This window comes from Pseudomonas sp. BS3782 TE3695 (assembly GCF_050435305.1).
Lineage (GTDB): Bacteria > Pseudomonadota > Gammaproteobacteria > Pseudomonadales > Pseudomonadaceae > Aquipseudomonas.
In genome coordinates, this window is sequence record NZ_JBNDKB010000001.1 from 5,778,843 (window position 1) to 5,796,801 (window position 17,959).

A 17,959-nucleotide genomic window follows, 5' to 3' on the forward strand; every position below is an offset into this window, starting at 1 on the left:
AAGGAAAGGATTCCCCCGAGCGATGCACAGGCCAGCCCCTGACGCTTGGGCCATATTCGCGCTGCACAAAGACGCGAGATCTTCTTCCGTGATGACTCGATGACACTTGTCGCCGAGCCGACCAGTCCAGGTATATGGCGCACAATGACTTCTAAAAATAATCCGGCCACCGCGATATCCGACCTGACCCTGAGCCCCGCGGCGAACAGCCCCTCATCTTCAAAGCCATTGCCCCCATCGCGCCCGCTGTCGACTCAGCAATACCTGTACTTCACCGAAACCAATACCGACCGCATTCTCGATAACCTCGACGGCCTGCGCGACATGGTGTTCCCGCGCCCGCCCCATCTGGAAGGCGACAACGAACAGCACAGCGATCAGGAATTCCCGTCGGTGTGCCTGATCGGCCTGGGCCGTTGTGGTTCGAACATCGCGCTAGACGTCGCGGAGCTGGTGTACAACGCCCGCAAGTTCTATCTCAACGAATTCAACAACGAAGACCGTCTGTCGCCAGACAAACGCTACGCCGAAAAGGGCTACAGCCCGGCGCAGTGGATTCGCAACAACCTGCGCCTGGGGCCGAACAAGGCCAGCAAACCGGTGTTTCTGGTCGAGCCGCTGGTGATGCTCGGCGACCTGGACAAGGACATCGCCGGTCGCATCCGTTTCTCGCGCAAGGGCGAAAAAAGCGGCTTTTTGCGCGACTACAGCAAAATGAAAATCATGGACTTGTCGGAAGTCCACGCCGGTGGCGCCGGTAACGCGCCGATCCTCGGCCAGTACCTGGCCAAAATCATCCTGAACAAGGATACCCAGCGCTTCTCCAGCCCTGACTGGAAGATGATTCACTCATACCTGATCGACAGCTGCGGGATCAAGGCTAACCAGTCGCGCCTGTATTTCTCGATCTTCAGTGCCGGCGGCGGTACCGGTTCGGGCATGGCCTCGGAGTTCGGCCTGGCCCAGCAGCACTCGTACATGAACAAGACATTCGACACCAAGCCGATGGACGAGCACGACAGCAAGAGCGGTCACTCCTTCGTCTTCGAACCGATCTTCACCAGCGGCATTTGCGTACTGCCCAATATTTCCGATCACCGCAGCGAAATGTCCGAGGCGCTGCACATCAACGCCGGTCGCCTGCTGTGCAAATACCTGTCGGAAGAGTGGGACTTCTCCTACAACTTCGCCAACGAAGACAGCAGCGAAGCCAGCGTCATGGGCCGTATCCGCCCATGGAACGCGATGATGCTGATCTCCAACGACATCATGCGTTACGCCGAAGAAAGCGATGACGGCAACATCCAGAACATTGATGTCAATGCCATGGAAAAGCACGCCAACCAGTACATCTCACAACAGATCTTCAACATTCTGACCGCGCAGGCGGTCACCACCGACTACGACCAGAACTATTTCCGTCGTGCCGGCATCGATATCGGCGAAACCATTCGCCTGGACGCCAACGACCTGTTCATGAGCCTGGCCGGCCCCGTGGCGATTGCCTACGCCGAGTCCGTCGTACCGGAAACTCCGCCGCCGAGCAGCGACAAGTTCAAGGTGTTCGAAAAAGAGCCGCAACGCCTGAACATCGACGACCTGTTCTTCCGCTCCATCGACCTGCCGCACTTCAACAAGGTCACGCAGGCGATCGAAGGCATCAGCCTGTTGCCGATCGAGTCCAAGCGCTATCGCGCCTCGCTTGAGCAGTACAAGAATTCGGGCTATGACGCAGCCGCGTTGCACGACCTGCACTTCTTCAAGAATTGTTCGTCGGTGGTGTCGATTGTGTCCTTGCCCAAGGACTACAAACTGTCCTACATGGACCTGAACCGGCTGAAGACTCACCTCAACAGCCTGTTCCCCAACACCACGCTCAAGCGTTACGCGCTGGTAATCGGCGCCTCGGCCAACCTGTCGCTGACCACTTTGATCGCCAAGAGCCCGTGCCTGTCGGACGACTTTTTGACCCTGATCGTGGCCTTCATCAAACGCTGCTTTGCGAAAAACCCGTACCGCTTCGACGAGACGCTGGATAACTCGATCCTGGACTTCATCATCAATGAAGACTTCGACGAAGGCCGGATCGATGAACTGCTCAACGAATTCGAAAACCCGGCGAAAATCCTCGATACAAACTGGTACGCGATCAAACCGATGTACGAGAAGAAGTACCGCGAGCTGATCAACGACAAGGACAAGTTTGTCTCGATCAATGACATTCGTTTGTCCCGGGATTGCGTGAAGAAGTCGATCAAGTATTTGCGCGAGATCTATCGTCACCGGATTGGCAAGACCAAGGTTATTTCGCTGAATAACCATACCGGCAAGACCGCTTGAGCTAAGCCCGAAAAGATCGCAGCCTTCGGCAGCTCCTACGGGCTGCGGTTCACATGACATCGCAGCGTGCCTTTGTAGGAGCTGCCGAAGGCTGCGATCTTTTGATCTGATCCTGATCTTTTTTCCAACATCCAGAAACAATTAAGCAGCCAATCGGCTGCTCAATAAACTGTTCCCGTTACGTTTACGTCACCCTCGCCAAGACCCTTCTGTGGCCTTTCTCTACGGCAACATGCCATCACGCTACTCGGCTACACACTTTTAACCGGCCACACAGCGCACTAATTAAGTGCAAGCGTTCAGCTCGTCGCCCTTTCCTGGATCAGAATCCATGGCGAAACCACCACAGCCCACAGCTCGGGATCGCGCTCGAAAAGATCCAGCGCCCGCGTTTCAGACAGCTTGGCGACCTTGTCGGCAGCCAGCCAGGCAGCGACTTTCTCGCCTTCATCGGTTGCTACCGCCTCTGCCGCAGCGATCAAATCCAGGCCGGAATCGACCCACAATAGGGCACCCCTGGCGAAGAACGGCTCCAACTCTTTCCAGGTAATAGATGCGGTCTCACCAAGCAGTTTGGCATAGAGGGTGCTAGGTTCTTGAGTCATGGGTTTCTATCCGCAAATAAAATCGACGTGAATGATAACGTCGGTAGCGCGCCAGAAAAACCCGGATGCAATTGCGTTACCGATCGAGAAATGCAGGAAAAGCCAGGGAATGCTGCTGAATCCAAGTAGTAGCCAGCTAACATCCCGCCGTGATTCTGTCTTTTTCTTTCAATAAAGCGACACCCTCAGGTTTTGCCCCCCGGCGCTGCCTTCCCAGGCTGACAATCGGCGCTCTACACTGTACCGGTACAGTTGCCGGGGGCATTTTCCGGAGGATATCAACGATATCTGACCCGGTTCTGCTGCTACGGCGCCAGGACTATAAAAACTACAACAGTAAGAGTGGAGCACTATGACTAAGGCTACTAAGCAGATTTCAAAACTGTTTGCCGCTATGGTTCTGGCCGGGGTTGCCAGCCATTCGTTCGCCGCTGACACCATCAAGATCGGCATTGCCGGCCCTAAAACCGGCCCTGTAGCCCAATACGGCGACATGCAGTTCAGTGGCTCGAAAATGGCCATCGAACAAATCAACGCCAAGGGCGGCGTCGACGGCAAGAAGCTCGAAGCCGTTGAATACGATGACGCCTGCGATCCAAAACAAGCGGTTGCTGTTGCGAACAAAGTCGTCAACGACGGCGTCAAGTTCGTGGTGGGTCACCTGTGCTCCAGCTCCACTCAACCGGCGTCCGATATCTACGAAGACGAAGGCGTGATCATGATCACCCCGGCTGCCACCAGCCCGGACATCACCACTCGCGGCTACAAAATGATCTTCCGTACTATCGGTCTGGACAGTGCCCAGGGCCCTGCCGCCGGTAACTACATTGCCGATCACGTCAAACCGAAAATCGTTGCTGTGCTGCACGACAAGCAGCAATACGGTGAAGGCATCGCCAGCGCCGTTAAAACCACCCTCGAGAAGAAAGGCGTCAAGGTTGCCGTGTTCGAAGGCATCAACGCCGGCGACAAAGACTTCTCTTCGATGGTCTCCAAGCTCAAGCAAGCCAACGTCGACTTCGTCTACTACGGCGGCTACCACCCGGAGCTGGGTCTGCTTCTGCGTCAATCCCAGGAAAAAGGCCTGAAAGCCAAGTTCATGGGCCCGGAAGGCGTGGGTAACGACTCCATTTCGCAGATCGCCAAGGAAGCTTCCGAAGGCCTGCTGGTAACCCTGCCGAAATCCTTCGACCAGGATCCGGCCAACATCGCCCTGGCTGACGCGTTCAAAGCCAAGAAAGAAGACCCGAGCGGTCCGTTCGTGTTCCCGTCCTACTCGGCTGTGCAAGTCATCGCCGAAGGCATCAAGGCCGCCAAGAGCGAAGACACCAACAAAGTGGCTGAAGCTATCCACAAAGGCACGTTCAAAACCCCGACCGGCGACTTGTCTTTCGACGAGAAGGGCGACCTGAAGGACTTCAAATTCGTGGTTTACCAGTGGCACTTCGGCAAACCTAAAACTGAAGTTTCGCCTCAGTAAGGCCTTGGCCTGACTGACTGCCAATAAAGCCCACGGCGTGCCGTGGGCTTTGTTTTACGAACGTATTGGGCCGCGCTGGCGTGATCCGCCAGTCTCCCCACCTGAAAATCTCAAAACCGTCATCAGCGGTTCGCTGGCAAACCTCGAATTCGAAGTGGATGCAGATCCACGGGACTCGAGCGGGAAAATGACTCCACCAGTGAAATGCGTATCAGGTTTTTAGGAGCGCTGTAATGCCTGACATCTATCACTTCTTCCAACAGCTGGTTAATGGTCTGACCATTGGCAGCACGTATGCCCTGATCGCCATCGGCTATACGATGGTTTACGGCATCATTGGAATGATCAACTTCGCCCACGGCGAGGTGTACATGATCGGCTCTTACGTGGCGTTCATCGCCATCGCCGGGCTGGCCATGCTGGGACTCGACAGTGTCCCTCTGTTGATGACCGCGGCTTTCCTCGCGACCATCGTCGTGACCAGTGCCTACGGTTACAGCATCGAACGGATCGCCTACCGCCCCCTGCGCGGAAGCAACCGTCTGATCCCGCTGATTTCCGCCATCGGCATGTCGATCTTCCTGCAGAACACGGTTCTGCTGGCGCAAGACTCCAAGGACAAATCCATCTCCAACCTGATCCCGGGCAACTTCGCCATCGGGCCAGGTGGCGCACATGAAGTGCTGATTTCCTACATGCAAATCGTGGTGTTCGTGGTGACCCTGGTCGCCATGCTCGGCCTGACGCTGTTCATCTCCCGTTCTCGCCTGGGTCGCGCCTGCCGCGCCTGTGCCGAAGACATCAAGATGGCCAACCTCTTGGGTATCAACACCAACAACATCATCGCCCTGACCTTCGTCATCGGTGCGGCACTGGCGGCCATCGCGGCCGTGCTGCTGAGCATGCAATACGGCGTGATCAACCCGAACGCCGGTTTCCTGGTCGGCCTAAAGGCCTTCACCGCCGCAGTATTGGGCGGTATCGGCAGCATCCCCGGCGCGATGCTCGGCGGGCTGGTGCTTGGGGTGGCGGAAGCCTTTGGTGCCGATATCTTCGGCGACCAGTACAAGGACGTCGTGGCGTTCGGTCTACTGGTTCTGGTGTTGTTGTTCCGGCCAACCGGCCTGTTGGGCCGTCCGGAGGTTGAGAAAGTATGACTAGGAATCTTAAACAGGCGTTGTTCAGCGCCTTGCTGGTGTGGGCGGTTGCCTACCCGGTACTCGGTCTGAAACTGACCATTGTCGGCATCAACCTCGAAGTCCATGGCGCCAGCACTGCCACGCTGATCACCATCGCCGTGTGCTCGGTGCTGATGTTCCTGCGGGTGCTGTTCGACCAGCAGATCAGCTCGGCCTGGAAAGCCTCGCCCAACCTGCCGGTGATGCCGGCCAAGGCCAGTCATTTCCTGACCCTGCCGACGACTCAACGCTGGATCATCATCGCGTTAATCGTGGGTGCACTGGTCTGGCCGTTCTTCGGCTCTCGCGGGGCGGTGGACATTGCCACGCTGGTGCTGATCTACGTGATGCTCGGCCTGGGCCTGAACATCGTGGTCGGCCTGGCTGGCCTGCTCGATCTCGGTTACGTCGGCTTCTACGCCGTGGGCGCCTATAGCTACGCGCTGCTGTCGCACTACTACGGCCTGAGCTTCTGGATCTGCCTGCCGATCGCCGGGATGATGGCGGCCACCTTCGGCTTCCTGCTCGGTTTCCCGGTACTGCGTTTGCGCGGTGACTACCTGGCAATCGTGACCCTGGGTTTCGGTGAAATCATCCGTCTGTTCCTGCGTAACCTGACCGACCTCACCGGCGGTCCGAACGGCATCAGCAACATTCCCAAGCCCACGCTTTTCGGCCTGAGCTTTGATAGAACTGCCGCAGAAGGTCTGCAGACCTTCCACGAGTACTTCGGCCTGGAATACAACTCGATCAACAAGGTGATCTTCCTTTACCTGATCGCGGTGTTGTTGTCGTTGTTCGCGCTGTTCGTCATCAACCGCTTGCTGCGCATGCCCCTGGGCCGTGCCTGGGAAGCGCTGCGTGAAGACGAAATTGCCTGCCGTGCACTGGGTCTCAATCCTACGGTCATCAAGCTGTCGGCCTTCACCCTGGGTGCCTGCTTCGCCGGTTTCGCCGGTAGCTTCTTCGCCGCGCGCCAAGGCCTGGTGACACCGGAGTCCTTCACCTTCATCGAATCGGCGACCATCCTCGCCATCGTGGTGCTGGGCGGCATGGGCTCGCAACTGGGCGTCGTACTCGCCGCCACGGTGATGATCCTGTTGCCGGAAATGATGCGTGAGTTCAGTGAATACCGCATGTTGATGTTTGGCGCCTTGATGGTGCTGATGATGATCTGGCGTCCTCAAGGTCTGCTGCCGATGCAACGCCCCCACATGGAGCTGCGCAAATGAGCCGTGAGATCCTGAAAGTCACTGACCTGAGCATGCGCTTCGGCGGCCTGCTGGCGGTCAACAGCGTGGCCCTGACTGTCAAAGAGAAACAAGTGGTATCGATGATCGGCCCCAACGGCGCCGGCAAGACCACCGTGTTCAACTGCCTGACCGGTTTCTACCAGCCAACCGCTGGCAGCATCGTGCTGGACGGCGAGCCAATCCAGGGCCTGCCGGGCCACAAGATTGCTCTCAAAGGTGTGGTGCGCACCTTCCAGAACGTGCGGCTGTTCAAGGACATGACAGCGGTCGAGAACCTCTTGATCGCGCAACACCGTCACCTGAACACCAATTTCCTGGCCGGTCTGTTCAAGACCCCCGCGTTCCGCAGAAGCGAACGCGAGGCCATGGAATACGCCGAGTACTGGCTGGAAAAGGTCAACCTCAAGGAGTTCGCCAACCGTCCGGCCGGCACCCTGGCCTACGGTCAGCAACGTCGCCTGGAAATCGCTCGCTGCATGATGACCCGCCCGCGAATCCTCATGCTCGACGAACCGGCTGCCGGTCTCAACCCGCGGGAAACCGAAGACCTCAAGGCACTGATCGGCATCCTGCGTGAAGAGCATGATGTGACCGTGCTGCTGATCGAACACGACATGAAACTGGTCATGAGCATTTCCGACCATATCTTCGTGATCAACCAGGGCACGCCTCTGGCCGACGGCACGCCGGAACAGATCCGCGACAATCCTGAAGTGATCAAAGCCTACCTGGGGGAAGCGTAAATGCTGCAGTTCGAAAACGTTTCCACCTTCTACGGCAAGATCCAGGCGCTGCACAGCGTCAACGTCGAAGTCCGCCAGGGCGAGATCGTGACCCTGATCGGCGCCAACGGTGCCGGCAAGTCGACCCTGCTGATGACCCTCTGCGGTTCGCCGCAGGCCCACAGCGGGAGCATCCGCTACATGGGCGAAGAGCTCGTCGGCCAGGACTCGTCGCAAATCATGCGCAAGAGCATCGCCGTGGTCCCGGAAGGTCGTCGGGTGTTTGCCCGTCTGACCGTGGAAGAAAACCTCGCCATGGGCGGATTCTTCACCGACAAGGGCGATTATCAGGAACAGATGGACAAGGTCCTCGGACTTTTCCCACGCCTGAAAGAACGCTTCGCCCAACGCGGTGGCACCATGTCGGGCGGCGAACAGCAAATGCTCGCCATCGGCCGCGCGCTGATGAGCAAGCCCAAGTTGTTGCTGCTCGACGAGCCATCGCTGGGCCTGGCACCGATCATCATCCAGCAGATCTTCGACATCATCGAACAGCTGCGCAAGGACGGTGTGACGGTGTTCCTGGTGGAGCAAAACGCCAACCAGGCACTGAAAATCGCTGACCGTGCCTATGTGCTGGAAAACGGCCGGGTGGTGATGACAGGGACAGGCGAAGCGCTGTTGACCGACCCGAAAGTGCGTGAAGCGTACCTCGGCGGTTAAGCCTTAGCGGCAAACAAAAAACGGCCTTCGCAGGCCGTTTTTTTGTGCCTGCCAAATGAGATCCCCGTAGGAGCTGCCGAAGGCTGCGATCTTTTGATCTTGCTCTTCGGTGATCCGGGTGAAAATCAAGATCAAAAGATCGCAGCCTTCGGCAGCTCCTACGGGGTCTGCGTATTTACAACACGAACAAGCTTGCTCCATAGAGACATATTTCATATATTTGCATCTATAGACCAACTCAAAGTGATCACCATGACAGCAACCTCCCAGGCCCAAGCATTCAGCAAAGACCAATGCGTGACGGGTTTGCGAGCGGCTGTAGGCATACTCGAAAAGTGGCAGGCGTCGAGCGATCAGGCCTGTCGTATCTTGCGCATTTCCCGCAGTACGTATTCCCGGGCAAAGCAGCGCGATCCCGATTGGTCCGTCAGCCTGGATTCAGACCAGATGCAGCGCATCAGTTTTATTCTCAACATCCATGCCACCTTGCGCCTTGTCTTTGATAACCCTGAAAACGTCTATGGTTTTGCGGCGATGGCGAACGAGAACCAGTTCTTCAACGGGCGTAGCCCGCTCGAAATCATGTCCCAAGGGGATATGATTTCCCTGTACGAGACGTTTCGACGGATCGATATGCTGCGAGGCGCACAATGGTAACGGTGAGCCAGCTGGCTGTATTGGCCGGTGAACGGTTGCAGGCCTACCGATTGATCAATTCAAAATTTCCGCCCATTGCGCTGTTTGACGACGTGGCAAACGCGGACGAATTTGATGTGCTGTATCAGATCCAGGCCCTCACCAATCCGAGGCTGCAAAATGAAGTCGGCCGGCTTGAGCTGATACCGCGTGCGCAGATTCCCTTCGGCATCCCCGGATGCTCTTACGCAATCGCTCCTTTCACCCACATCAACCCAGCGGGTTCGCGCTTCAGCGATGGCAGTTTCGGCGTGTTGTACCTGGCTGCCACGATGGAAACCGCACTGGCCGAGGTGCAGCATCATCAGAACCAGTATTGGTCGAAAGTCCAGGGGCTCAATTACGAGAGGTTTGTTTTCCGCGGGTTATCCTGCACTTTCGTTGACGAAGCCATGAGGGATGCGGTGTCCATTGCGATGGACGATCCTGTCTACGATCCTGTCGATTACACGCACTCCCATCGCTTGGGAAAGGCCATCAAGGATGCCGGAATCCCTGGTCTGCGGTACAACTCCGTGCGCATGCAGGGGAGCCACTGCTGGGCATTGATGACTCCCAACCCCCTCTCATCGATCACTCAAACAGCCCATTACGAGATGGTCTGGAACGGTCAGATCACCAGCGTCAGTAAAATCAGCATTGCCTGAGGATCTTATCGGCCTCCTCTGCCAGAGGGGATTGATAGTGTTTTCGAGGATTTCTGAAAAAAATTCCGGGCAAGCTGTAACGCATCACCCTATGGTTTCTCTAGAGCAGTAAGCAAGCACAAACGCTTGCCAATCAAAGCTCAATTCCGGAGAAAACATCATGACTGCTACCACTCGCACCCTGTCCGCCACCGCTCTGGTTCTGGCTCTCGGGTCTGCCCTGAATATCGCCGCGGTGTCCACTGCCCATGCCGCTGACGACAACATGGAAAAATGCTTCGGCGTGGCCATGAAAGGCAAAAACGATTGCGCCGCAGGCCCTGGTACTACTTGCGCCGGTACGGCAAAAACCGACTATCAGGCCAATGCCTGGAAACTTGTCCCCAAGGGCACCTGCACCACCACGATGAGCAAAACCTCGCCAACCGGTTACGGCCAACTGGAAGCCTACAAACCCAAGTCGTAATCCGTACCCAGCCTGAGTGTCGACCATGAACCCTATACTTTCCGGGCTCCCGCCCCGCTCCGGGCTGGGGCTCAAGACCGAGCACTTTCGTGAAGTGCTCGGTGCGCAACCGGACATCGGATTTTTCGAAGTCCACGCCGAAAACTACATGGTGGCCGGCGGCCCGTTTCATCATTTTCTGGGGTTGATTGGCGAGCAGTATCCGCTGTCGCTACACGGCGTTGGCCTGTCCATTGGTGCCGAAGGTCCGCTGGATCTCCAGCACCTGCGAAGGCTTGCCGCGCTGATTGAACGCTATCAACCCCAATCCTTTTCCGAACACCTGGCCTGGTCCAGTCATGGCCCGGTGTTCCTCAATGACCTCCTGCCCCTGGCCTATGACGCGCCGACGCTGAACCGCGTCTGCGAGCACATCGATCAGGTGCAGAGCACCCTCAAACGCCCGATGCTGCTGGAGAACCCGGCGACATATCTGGCGTTCCAGCGCTCGACCATCGATGAAGCCGACTTCATCAGCGAAGTCATTCGCCGTACCGGCTGCGGCCTGCTACTGGACGTCAACAACGTCTACGTCTCCTGCATCAATCACCAAAGGGATCCGCTGGCCTACATCGACGCACTGCCGCTGCACGCAGTGGGAGAGATTCATCTGGCCGGGTTTGCCGAAGACACCGACAGCCTCGGCGACCGCCTGCTGATCGACGATCACGGTGCGCCCATCGATAACGCGGTGTGGACGCTATACCGGCAAGCACTGGAACGAGTCGGCCCGATCGCCACGTTGATCGAGCGCGACAACCAGTTGCCGGCCTTCAGCGTGCTGCACGCCGAAGCCCGCCAGGCCGATGAGTTGCTGCATTGCGCGGGGAGCCGATCATGAGCACTCAAGCTGCGTTTGCCGCCGCCCTGCTCGATCCGCAACGGCCCTGCCCCGATGGCTTGCTCAGTGCCAATGGCGCTGATCCCGCCAGCCGCTTCGCGGTGTATCGCAACAATGTGCAGAGCTCGCTGATCAATGCCCTGGCCGACAGTTACCCCGTGGTTTCGCAGTTAGTCGGCGATGAGTTCTTTCGAGCGATGGCGGGGCTGTATGTGCAGCGTTGCCCGCCTCAAAGCCCCCTCATCAACGATTACGGCAAGGACTTTTCCGAGTTCATTGACAGCTTTGAACCGGCAGCCAGCGTGCCTTATCTGGCCGACATGGCGCGGCTGGAACGGTTGCGCGTCCAGGCCTATCACGCCGCCGACGCGCAGCCTCTGAGCCATGGCCAAATCGCCGCCGTGCTGTCGGACCCGCAGGCGCTGATTGAGCTGACGGTCGGGTTTCATCCCTCCTTGAATCTGCTGACTTCAACTTTTGCCGTGGTTGCGATCTGGGCCGCGCATCAACAGGACGACGCGACGCTGACCGGTATTGACATTGACCATGGGCAACATGCGCTGGTGTTGCGCAATAGCCTGGAGGTTGAAGTTTTCGCCATCGACCACGGCGCCAGCACGTTCATTCAGAACCTGCGACTCGGCCAGCCTCTGGCCCAAGCGCTGGAAACAGCGCCCGCCTTCGACCTCAGCCAAACCCTGGCGCTGTTGATCAGCCACAACGTCATTACCCATTTACATCACAAGGTATTGCCATGAGCCTTCATCAAAATCCCGTCGCCCGCGCCATCGAGTGGCTGGAAAAAATCCCCCACAGCCTGATTGCCTTTATTGCGCGTTTTTCCATTGCCGCGGTGTTCTGGAAGTCCGGACAAACCAAGGTGGAAGGCCTGGCCATCGACTTGATCGACGGCACGTTACAACTCGGCGTACCAAGGCTGGCGGACTCGACCATCCCGTTGTTCAAGAGCGAATATCACCTGCCACTGCTCTCCCCGGAACTGGCAGCGCACCTGGCGGCCTTCGCCGAGCATTTCTTTCCCGTGCTGATCCTGATCGGCTTCGCCACCCGCTTTTCGGCTCTGGCGCTGTTGGGCATGACCCTGACCATTCAACTGTTCGTGTACCCCGATGCCTATCCAACCCACGGCACCTGGGCTGCGGTGTTGCTGTACTTGATGGCGACCGGGCCGGGCAAGTTGTCGATTGATCATCTGATTGCCAAGCGTTACGCCCACTAACCGCGAACCATCGCCGGATAGGGATCCCCTGTAGGAGCTGCCGAAGGCTGCGATCTTTTGATCTTGATTTTCAGCGGCTCCGAAAAGAGCAAGATCAAAAGATCGCAGCCTTCGGCAGCTCCTACGCCGATCGTCATTAGCCGATCCATTCCAACACCATTACCGCTACAGCCGATCCAGTTACGCCAGTTCCCGTCATCGTTGAAGCCTGTCCAACGCCTCGCCACTGCGCTTGAACCAACCCATCAAATAATCCGCCAGCACTTGGGTGCGCTTCGGCAAACCGCCTTGATACGGGTGCACCAGGTACATCGGCATGCTGCGGGTCTGATAATCGCGCAGGAGCCAGCGCAAGCGCCCGTCAGCCAATTCCTCTTGCAGCAAGTACGACGGCAAACGCGCAATGCCCGCATCCGCCAGCGCGGCTTTCTTCAAGAGGTTGTAGTGGTTGCTGGCGAACGGCCCCGACACTCGCACCCGCAGTAACTCGTGCTGTTGGTGATAGAGCCATTCTTCGCGCCCGCTGTAATGGCTGTTGAGCAGGCAGCGGTGTTCGGCCAGTGCCTGAGGCGTCAGTGGTTCACCGAATCGCTCAAGGTACGCGGGGCTGGCGCAGGTCATCTCGTGCCAGGCCAGCAGCGGGCGGGCGACCAGGCGTTCGTCGTTGGCCACTTCCGAGCGGATTGCCAGATCGAAACCGTCCCGGGACAGGTCGCGGTAGTTATTGTTGAGCTCCAATTCGATCTGCACCTCGGGGTATTGCCGGGAAAACTCCAGCAGCGCACCGTCAAAGAAGGTTTCCCCCAATGAAACCGGAACCGTCATCCGCACAGGACCGGCCATGTCGTCTTTCAACCGCGCCAAGGCCTGACGTGCTCGCTCGACTTGAACCACCAGTGCCTGGGCTTGCGGCAATAGCGCCGCACCCGCCGCCGTCAGGCTCAAGCGGCGCGTAGTGCGTTGCAGCAACACTACGGAAAACCGCGTTTCCAGCAGACTGATGCGCTTGGAGAGTTGCCCCTTGCTACAACCCAATTGCTGGGCGGCCAGGGTAAAACTGCCCGCCTCGATCAACACCGCGAACGCCGCCAGATCGTCCATTTCGCTCATGGATTGTTTCCATTTGAAAACCAAAGGTTGCCTATTAGCCCGCTTATCTATGGAAAAAACCACTCTAAACTTAAATTCAATCCAACCCATTCAGGTACAGCACGATGAAAATTCTTTTGATTGGCGCCTCTGGCACCATCGGTTCGGCGATTGACCATGAACTGTCCCAGCGCCACGAAATAGTCCGTATCGGCCGTAAAAGCGGTGAATTCCAGGTCGACATCAGTGACAGCGCCTCGATCCGCAAACTGTTCCAACAGACCGGCAACTTCGATGCGCTGATCTGCGCCGCCGGCAGCGTCAACTTCGTGCCGCTGGCCACCATGACCGAACAAGACTTCGAGCTTGGCTTGCGGGATAAGCTGATGGGCCAGGTCAACTTGCTGCTGATCGGCCGGGAATTCGCCAATGACGGTGCGTCATTCACCTTCACCACCGGCATCCTCAGCCACGATCCGATTCGTACCGGCAGCTCGGCCTCCCTGGTCAACGGCGCCCTCGACAGTTTCGTCCGTGCAGCAGCGATCGAACTGCCGCGCGGTTTGCGCATCAACTCGGTCAGCCCGAACGTGCTGGCCGAAGCCATGGGCAGCTACGCCCCGTACTTCCGTGGTTTCAAACCGGTTCCCGCCGCCGAAGTGGCGCTGGCCTACGCCAAAAGCGTGGAAGGCTTGCAGACCGGCCAGACTTACCACGTCGGCTAAACGACTGCCAAAATCAGAAGATCGCAGGCTTCGCCAGCTCCTACAAAAGCACCACGTACACCCCGTAGGAGCTGCCGCAGGCTGCGATCCTTTGATCTTGATTTTCAGCAGCTCTGAAAAAGCAAAAAGCAAAAAGCAAAAAGCAAAGATCGCAGGCTTCGCCAGCTCCTACAAAGGCTCGGCGTACTTCCTCTCTTCTGGGGCGCGAGGACACCGCAGGGTTGTGAGGAACGGTCAGCCTGAGTAACGTGGCGGCACTTGTCAGGAGACTCAAAGATGCGTGTTGCCCGTTCCTTGGTACTTGTTGCCGTGCTTCCGTTGTTCGCCGCCTGCCAGTTGCTTGATGGCCCACGGGAAAGCGCGTCCCATGTGGGCCAGACCCGCCTGCAGGGCCAATTGACGGCGGCCGACGGCAAGTTGCTGTTCCAGCCGTGCAATGAGCAGCGCAGTTTGGTGGTCAACGACACCGGCGGCACCAGCGTCCTGCAAGAGGCCGCGATCTTGGCCGATGACCAAGGCAAGTTGTTTGCTGACGTCCGCGGCCGGATCACTGCCGGCACCCAGCTCGATCTGGAGCAGTTGTACCGCGTCGAACGCTCGGGCACGGCGTGCGACGATCCCGATTTCAAGCAACTGACGCTGCGCGCCGCCGGCCATGGCCCGGAATGGAGCGTCAGAGTCAGCGGCAAAGGCATGGTCATCGACCGCGCCGGTCAGCCGCCCCTGGCCCTGCCGTACGTTGAAGAGCAACTGGGCGATGGCCGCTTCAACCTCAGCACCGAAGCCAATAACCAGCGCATCGAGCTCTGGGTCGCGCCGCAACGTTGCGTCGATAGCAGCACCGCCAGCGTGCAGCACATGAGCGCCGAGCTGCGCATCAATGGCCAGGTGCAACGCGGTTGCGGGTATTTTGGCGGTTCGCGTAACGACTGATCGTTTTTGCCTCACGGGAATCATCCGTTGAGGCTTATAATCGCGGGCTTCAAACGCCTTGGCGCAGTTGTGCGCCCCGCGAACCGGATCCCGTCATGTTACGAATCACCGAACTCAAGCTGCCGATCGACCATCCCGAAGAAGACCTGCGCCCTGCCATCGTGCAGCGCCTGGGCATCGCCAGTGATGACCTGCTCGATTTCACCTTGTTCAAGCGCAGCTACGATGCGCGCAAAAAGTCCTCCGAACTGTGCTTCATTTACACCATCGACCTCAACGTTCGCGATGAGGCGTCGGTGCTGCACAGATTCGCCGATGACCGTAACGTCAACGTGGCGCCGGATGTCAGCTACAAAGTGGTCGGCCAGGCGCCGGCCGACCTGAGCCAGCGCCCAATCGTAGTCGGGTTCGGCCCGTGCGGAATCTTCGCCGGCCTGCTGCTGGCGCAAATGGGCTTCAAGCCGATCATTCTCGAGCGGGGCACCGAAGTGCGTCAGCGCACCAAGGACACCTGGGGCCTGTGGCGCAAAAGCGTGCTCAACCCCGAATCCAACGTGCAGTTCGGTGAAGGCGGCGCGGGGACGTTCTCCGATGGCAAGCTCTACAGCCAGATCAAGGACCCGAAATTCATCGGTCGCAAAGTCTTGCACGAGTTCGTCAAGGCCGGTGCGCCGGAAGAAATCCTCTACGTCAGCAAACCGCACATCGGTACGTTCCGTCTGACCGGTGTCGTGGAAAACATGCGTGAACAAATTCGCGCCTTGGGCGGTGAAGTGCGCTTCCAGCAGCGCGTCACTGACGTCTTGATCGAGGACGGCCAACTGGTCGGCGTCGAGCTCAATGGCGGCGAGCAGATCCATTCGAAACACGTGATTCTGGCCCTCGGCCACAGCGCCCGGGACACCTTCCGCATGCTCCACGGCCGCGGCGTGTACATGGAAGCCAAGCCGTTCTCGGTGGGTTTCCGCATCGAGCACCCGCAATCGCTGATCGACCGCGCGCGCCTGGGCAAATACGCCGGGCACCCGAAACTCGGCGCTGCCGACTACAAACTGGTGCACCACGCCAGCAACGGACGTTCGGTCTACAGCTTCTGCATGTGTCCGGGCGGCACCGTCGTGGCGGCGACCTCCGAGCCGAATCGCGTGGTCACCAATGGCATGAGCCAGTACTCGCGTAACGAGCGCAACGCCAACTCCGGGATCGTCGTCGGGATCACCCCGGAAGTCGATTACCCGGGTGGCCCACTGGCTGGCATCGAATTGCAGGAACGTCTGGAATCCCACGCCTTTGTGTTGGGCGGCAGCAATTACGAAGCGCCAGCGCAATTGGTCGGCGACTTCATTGCCGGCAAACCGTCGACCGAATTGGGCAGCGTCGAGCCGTCCTACAAGCCGGGCGTTGCCTTGGGCGATTTGGCCCTGGCGTTGCCGACGTTCGCCATCGAAGCCATTCGCGAAGCCTTGCCGGCGTTCGAGAAGCAGATTCGTGGCTACTCGCTGCACGACGCCGTATTGACCGGGATCGAAACGCGCACGTCATCGCCGCTGCGCATTACCCGTAACGAGTCGATGCAAAGCCTGAACGTGAAGGGCTTGTTCCCGGCGGGTGAAGGTGCGGGTTATGCGGGCGGGATTCTGTCGGCGGGTGTCGACGGGATTCGGATTGCCGAAGCGGTGGCCCGAGACATTCTTGGCCTCGAAGCCTGACCGGCAATTCCTGAAACAACGCAAACCCCCTGTGGGAGCGGGCTTGCGAAAGCGGCGGATCAGTCAGCATCTTTGTCGACTGATCCGCCGCTTTCGCGAGCAAGCCCGCTCCCACATTTGATCTTTGGTGAGTCAGATGTTTGCGCGTAACACGCTGGCCGGCAGCGGCTCGCCGCGCTCGACACTCGCCGCCACGGCATCCATCAACTCACTCAACTCATACCCCTGGGCCTTGAGCCAGGCCTGATCGTAATAGGTGGTGGCATAGCGCTCGCCGCCATCGCACAAAATAGCCACGATCGACCCAGACTCCCCCGCCGCTTTCATCTGTTGCGCCGCCATCAACGCGCCGATCAGGTTGGTGCCGCTTGATCCGCCCACATGCCGACCCAAACGCTGCGCCAGATAATGCATGGCCGCCAACGACAACGCGTCCGGCACTTTGACCATCGCATCGATCACCTTGGGCAGGAACGACGCTTCCACCCGTGGCCGACCAATACCTTCAATCCGTGACCCGCAATCCAGGCGCAGGCTGGCATCGCCAGTCTGGTAGTAATCGAAGAACACTGAACGCTCGGCATCGGCGCACAGCACGCGGGTGCAGTGCTGGCGATAGCGTACGTAACGGCCGAGCGTCGCGGTGGTGCCACCGGTGCCGGGGCTGGAAATCAGCCAGCTCGGTTCCGGGTGCTGCTCGAAACGCATCTGCTGGAAGATCGATTCGGCGATGTTGTTGTTCGCCCGCCAGTCGGTGGCGCGCTCGGCGTAGGTAAATTGATCGATGAAGTGCCCGTCATGTTCGCGCGCCAGGCGTTCGGACTCGGCGTAGATCTGCGTCGGATCGTCCACCAGATGGCTCTTGCCACCGTAGAAAGCGATCTGCGCGATCTTTTCCTTGGACGTGCTTGCGGGCATCACGGCAATGAACGGCAACCCCAGCATCCGGGCGAAGTACGCCTCGGAAATCGCCGTCGAACCGCTGGAGGCCTCAATCACCGGCGCACCGGGTTTGAGCCAGCCGTTACACAAAGCGTAAAGAAACAACGAGCGCGCCAGCCGATGTTTCAGGCTGCCGGTGGGATGGCTCGACTCATCCTTGAAATACAACTCGATGCCCGGCAACCCCGGCAGCGGCAAGGGAATCAGGTGGGTATCGGCGCTGCGCTGGAAGTCGGCTTCGATAATCCGGATGGCTTCGCGGGCCCACTGTCGGTTGTCGCTCATGATGGTTTTCTCGTTGAATCAGCAAAGAGTCGGCCTTGTCGCAAGG

19 protein-coding genes are annotated in these 17,959 nt (G+C 58.5%); 15 read left to right on the plus strand and 4 right to left on the minus strand.

Annotated elements, in window-relative coordinates; all coding sequences use genetic code 11:
• Positions 1-144: 144 nt before the first annotated feature.
• Positions 145-2,340 carry a hypothetical protein gene (locus ABH909_RS26155; protein ID WP_429438674.1) on the plus strand — a complete coding sequence of 732 codons (2,196 nt, stop codon included), beginning with the start codon at positions 145-147 and terminating at the stop codon, positions 2,338-2,340.
• Between the two features lie 299 nt (positions 2,341-2,639).
• Here the strand turns inward: ABH909_RS26155 and ABH909_RS26160 are convergent, their stop codons facing one another.
• Positions 2,640-2,945 (minus strand): DUF2288 domain-containing protein, encoded by a 306-nt coding sequence (locus tag ABH909_RS26160; protein WP_429438677.1) that lies wholly within the window; start codon positions 2,943-2,945, stop codon positions 2,640-2,642.
• A 352-nt stretch (positions 2,946-3,297) separates the two neighbouring features.
• Between ABH909_RS26160 and ABH909_RS26165 the strand changes: the two genes are divergently transcribed.
• The 5 genes from ABH909_RS26165 to ABH909_RS26185 all read left to right on the plus strand — a co-directional run bounded on the left by ABH909_RS26165 (position 3,298) and on the right by ABH909_RS26185 (position 8,301).
• The gene (locus ABH909_RS26165; protein ID WP_429438679.1) at positions 3,298-4,425 is read left to right on the plus strand and encodes a branched-chain amino acid ABC transporter substrate-binding protein; all 1,128 of its coding nucleotides are present in this window, start codon (positions 3,298-3,300) and stop codon (positions 4,423-4,425) included.
• Positions 4,426-4,658: 233 nt separating this feature from the next.
• Positions 4,659-5,582 (plus strand): high-affinity branched-chain amino acid ABC transporter permease LivH, encoded by a 924-nt coding sequence (gene livH / locus ABH909_RS26170; RefSeq protein ID WP_008074580.1) that lies wholly within the window; start codon positions 4,659-4,661, stop codon positions 5,580-5,582.
• On the plus strand, positions 5,579-6,835 hold the full coding sequence (locus tag ABH909_RS26175) for a high-affinity branched-chain amino acid ABC transporter permease LivM (RefSeq protein WP_429438682.1): 1,257 nt from the start codon (positions 5,579-5,581) through the stop codon (positions 6,833-6,835). The genes livH and ABH909_RS26175 overlap by 4 nt, the downstream gene beginning before the upstream one ends.
• Entirely contained in the window at positions 6,832-7,599 is a 768-nt protein-coding gene (gene livG, locus ABH909_RS26180; protein WP_429387279.1) for a high-affinity branched-chain amino acid ABC transporter ATP-binding protein LivG, read from the plus strand. Before ABH909_RS26175 ends, livG begins: the two co-directional genes overlap by 4 nt.
• Positions 7,600-8,301: an ABC transporter ATP-binding protein gene (locus ABH909_RS26185; protein WP_030128348.1), complete on the plus strand. Its 702-nt coding sequence runs from the start codon at positions 7,600-7,602 to the stop codon at positions 8,299-8,301. It begins immediately after the preceding gene.
• Positions 8,302-8,304: 3 nt separating this feature from the next.
• On the opposite strand, the gene ABH909_RS26190 is transcribed toward ABH909_RS26185, so the two are convergent.
• Complete coding sequence (locus tag ABH909_RS26190; protein WP_429438685.1) at positions 8,305-8,517, minus strand: hypothetical protein; 213 nt, start codon at positions 8,515-8,517, stop codon at positions 8,305-8,307.
• Between the two features lie 36 nt (positions 8,518-8,553).
• Between ABH909_RS26190 and ABH909_RS26195 the strand changes: the two genes are divergently transcribed.
• The 6 genes from ABH909_RS26195 to ABH909_RS26220 all read left to right on the plus strand — a co-directional run bounded on the left by ABH909_RS26195 (position 8,554) and on the right by ABH909_RS26220 (position 12,230).
• Positions 8,554-8,958 carry an antitoxin Xre-like helix-turn-helix domain-containing protein gene (locus ABH909_RS26195; RefSeq protein ID WP_429438688.1) on the plus strand — a complete coding sequence of 135 codons (405 nt, stop codon included), beginning with the start codon at positions 8,554-8,556 and terminating at the stop codon, positions 8,956-8,958.
• Entirely contained in the window at positions 8,952-9,644 is a 693-nt protein-coding gene (locus ABH909_RS26200; RefSeq protein WP_429438691.1) for an RES family NAD+ phosphorylase, read from the plus strand. The genes ABH909_RS26195 and ABH909_RS26200 overlap by 7 nt, the downstream gene beginning before the upstream one ends.
• A gap of 160 nt (positions 9,645-9,804) precedes the next feature.
• Complete coding sequence (locus ABH909_RS26205) at positions 9,805-10,110, plus strand: BufA1 family periplasmic bufferin-type metallophore (RefSeq protein ID WP_429438694.1); 306 nt, start codon at positions 9,805-9,807, stop codon at positions 10,108-10,110.
• A gap of 25 nt (positions 10,111-10,135) precedes the next feature.
• Entirely contained in the window at positions 10,136-10,990 is an 855-nt protein-coding gene (gene bufB / locus ABH909_RS26210) for an MNIO family bufferin maturase (RefSeq protein WP_429438697.1), read from the plus strand.
• Positions 10,987-11,748, plus strand: coding sequence for a DNA-binding domain-containing protein (locus ABH909_RS26215; RefSeq protein WP_429438700.1), 762 nt, complete (start codon positions 10,987-10,989; stop codon positions 11,746-11,748). Before bufB ends, ABH909_RS26215 begins: the two co-directional genes overlap by 4 nt.
• Complete coding sequence (locus ABH909_RS26220; protein ID WP_429438703.1) at positions 11,745-12,230, plus strand: DoxX family protein; 486 nt, start codon at positions 11,745-11,747, stop codon at positions 12,228-12,230. Before ABH909_RS26215 ends, ABH909_RS26220 begins: the two co-directional genes overlap by 4 nt.
• A 195-nt stretch (positions 12,231-12,425) precedes the next feature.
• On the opposite strand, the gene ABH909_RS26225 is transcribed toward ABH909_RS26220, so the two are convergent.
• A complete protein-coding gene (locus ABH909_RS26225; RefSeq protein WP_429438706.1) occupies positions 12,426-13,340 on the minus strand; it encodes a LysR family transcriptional regulator in 915 nt (304 codons plus the stop codon).
• Positions 13,341-13,444: 104 nt separating this feature from the next.
• Between ABH909_RS26225 and ABH909_RS26230 the strand changes: the two genes are divergently transcribed.
• The 3 genes from ABH909_RS26230 to ABH909_RS26240 all read left to right on the plus strand — a co-directional run bounded on the left by ABH909_RS26230 (position 13,445) and on the right by ABH909_RS26240 (position 16,686).
• Positions 13,445-14,044: a short chain dehydrogenase gene (locus ABH909_RS26230; RefSeq protein WP_429438709.1), complete on the plus strand. Its 600-nt coding sequence runs from the start codon at positions 13,445-13,447 to the stop codon at positions 14,042-14,044.
• 276 nt (positions 14,045-14,320) lie between these two features.
• The gene (locus ABH909_RS26235) at positions 14,321-14,977 is read left to right on the plus strand and encodes a COG3650 family protein (RefSeq protein WP_429438711.1); all 657 of its coding nucleotides are present in this window, start codon (positions 14,321-14,323) and stop codon (positions 14,975-14,977) included.
• Positions 14,978-15,072: 95 nt separating this feature from the next.
• Positions 15,073-16,686: an NAD(P)/FAD-dependent oxidoreductase gene (locus ABH909_RS26240; protein WP_429438714.1), complete on the plus strand. Its 1,614-nt coding sequence runs from the start codon at positions 15,073-15,075 to the stop codon at positions 16,684-16,686.
• 132 nt (positions 16,687-16,818) lie between these two features.
• Here ABH909_RS26240 and ABH909_RS26245 read toward each other — a convergent pair whose 3' ends face one another.
• A complete protein-coding gene (locus tag ABH909_RS26245) occupies positions 16,819-17,916 on the minus strand; it encodes a PLP-dependent cysteine synthase family protein (protein WP_429440112.1) in 1,098 nt (365 codons plus the stop codon).
• Positions 17,917-17,959 lie beyond the last annotated feature (43 nt).

Excerpts from the sequence above, each read along its gene's own strand:
- ABH909_RS26235 (WP_429438711.1), top strand. The coding sequence starts at position 14,321 with ATGCGTGTTGCCCGTTCCTTGGTACTTGTTGCCGTGCTTCCGTTGTTC.
- ABH909_RS26175 (WP_429438682.1), top strand. The coding sequence starts at position 5,579 with ATGACTAGGAATCTTAAACAGGCGTTGTTCAGCGCCTTGCTGGTGTGG.
- ABH909_RS26230 (WP_429438709.1), top strand. The coding sequence starts at position 13,445 with ATGAAAATTCTTTTGATTGGCGCCTCTGGCACCATCGGTTCGGCGATT.
- ABH909_RS26225 (WP_429438706.1), bottom strand. The coding sequence starts at position 13,340 with ATGAGCGAAATGGACGATCTGGCGGCGTTCGCGGTGTTGATCGAGGCG.
- ABH909_RS26200 (WP_429438691.1), top strand. The coding sequence starts at position 8,952 with ATGGTAACGGTGAGCCAGCTGGCTGTATTGGCCGGTGAACGGTTGCAG.
- ABH909_RS26160 (WP_429438677.1), bottom strand. The coding sequence starts at position 2,945 with ATGACTCAAGAACCTAGCACCCTCTATGCCAAACTGCTTGGTGAGACC.
- ABH909_RS26240 (WP_429438714.1), top strand. The coding sequence starts at position 15,073 with ATGTTACGAATCACCGAACTCAAGCTGCCGATCGACCATCCCGAAGAA.
- livG (WP_429387279.1), top strand. The coding sequence starts at position 6,832 with ATGAGCCGTGAGATCCTGAAAGTCACTGACCTGAGCATGCGCTTCGGC.
- ABH909_RS26165 (WP_429438679.1), top strand. The coding sequence starts at position 3,298 with ATGACTAAGGCTACTAAGCAGATTTCAAAACTGTTTGCCGCTATGGTT.
- ABH909_RS26205 (WP_429438694.1), top strand. The coding sequence starts at position 9,805 with ATGACTGCTACCACTCGCACCCTGTCCGCCACCGCTCTGGTTCTGGCT.
- ABH909_RS26220 (WP_429438703.1), top strand. The coding sequence starts at position 11,745 with ATGAGCCTTCATCAAAATCCCGTCGCCCGCGCCATCGAGTGGCTGGAA.
- ABH909_RS26195 (WP_429438688.1), top strand. The coding sequence starts at position 8,554 with ATGACAGCAACCTCCCAGGCCCAAGCATTCAGCAAAGACCAATGCGTG.
- livH (WP_008074580.1), top strand. The coding sequence starts at position 4,659 with ATGCCTGACATCTATCACTTCTTCCAACAGCTGGTTAATGGTCTGACC.
- ABH909_RS26190 (WP_429438685.1), bottom strand. The coding sequence starts at position 8,517 with ATGAAATATGTCTCTATGGAGCAAGCTTGTTCGTGTTGTAAATACGCA.
- ABH909_RS26155 (WP_429438674.1), top strand. The coding sequence starts at position 145 with ATGACTTCTAAAAATAATCCGGCCACCGCGATATCCGACCTGACCCTG.
- ABH909_RS26215 (WP_429438700.1), top strand. The coding sequence starts at position 10,987 with ATGAGCACTCAAGCTGCGTTTGCCGCCGCCCTGCTCGATCCGCAACGG.
- bufB (WP_429438697.1), top strand. The coding sequence starts at position 10,136 with ATGAACCCTATACTTTCCGGGCTCCCGCCCCGCTCCGGGCTGGGGCTC.
- ABH909_RS26185 (WP_030128348.1), top strand. The coding sequence starts at position 7,600 with ATGCTGCAGTTCGAAAACGTTTCCACCTTCTACGGCAAGATCCAGGCG.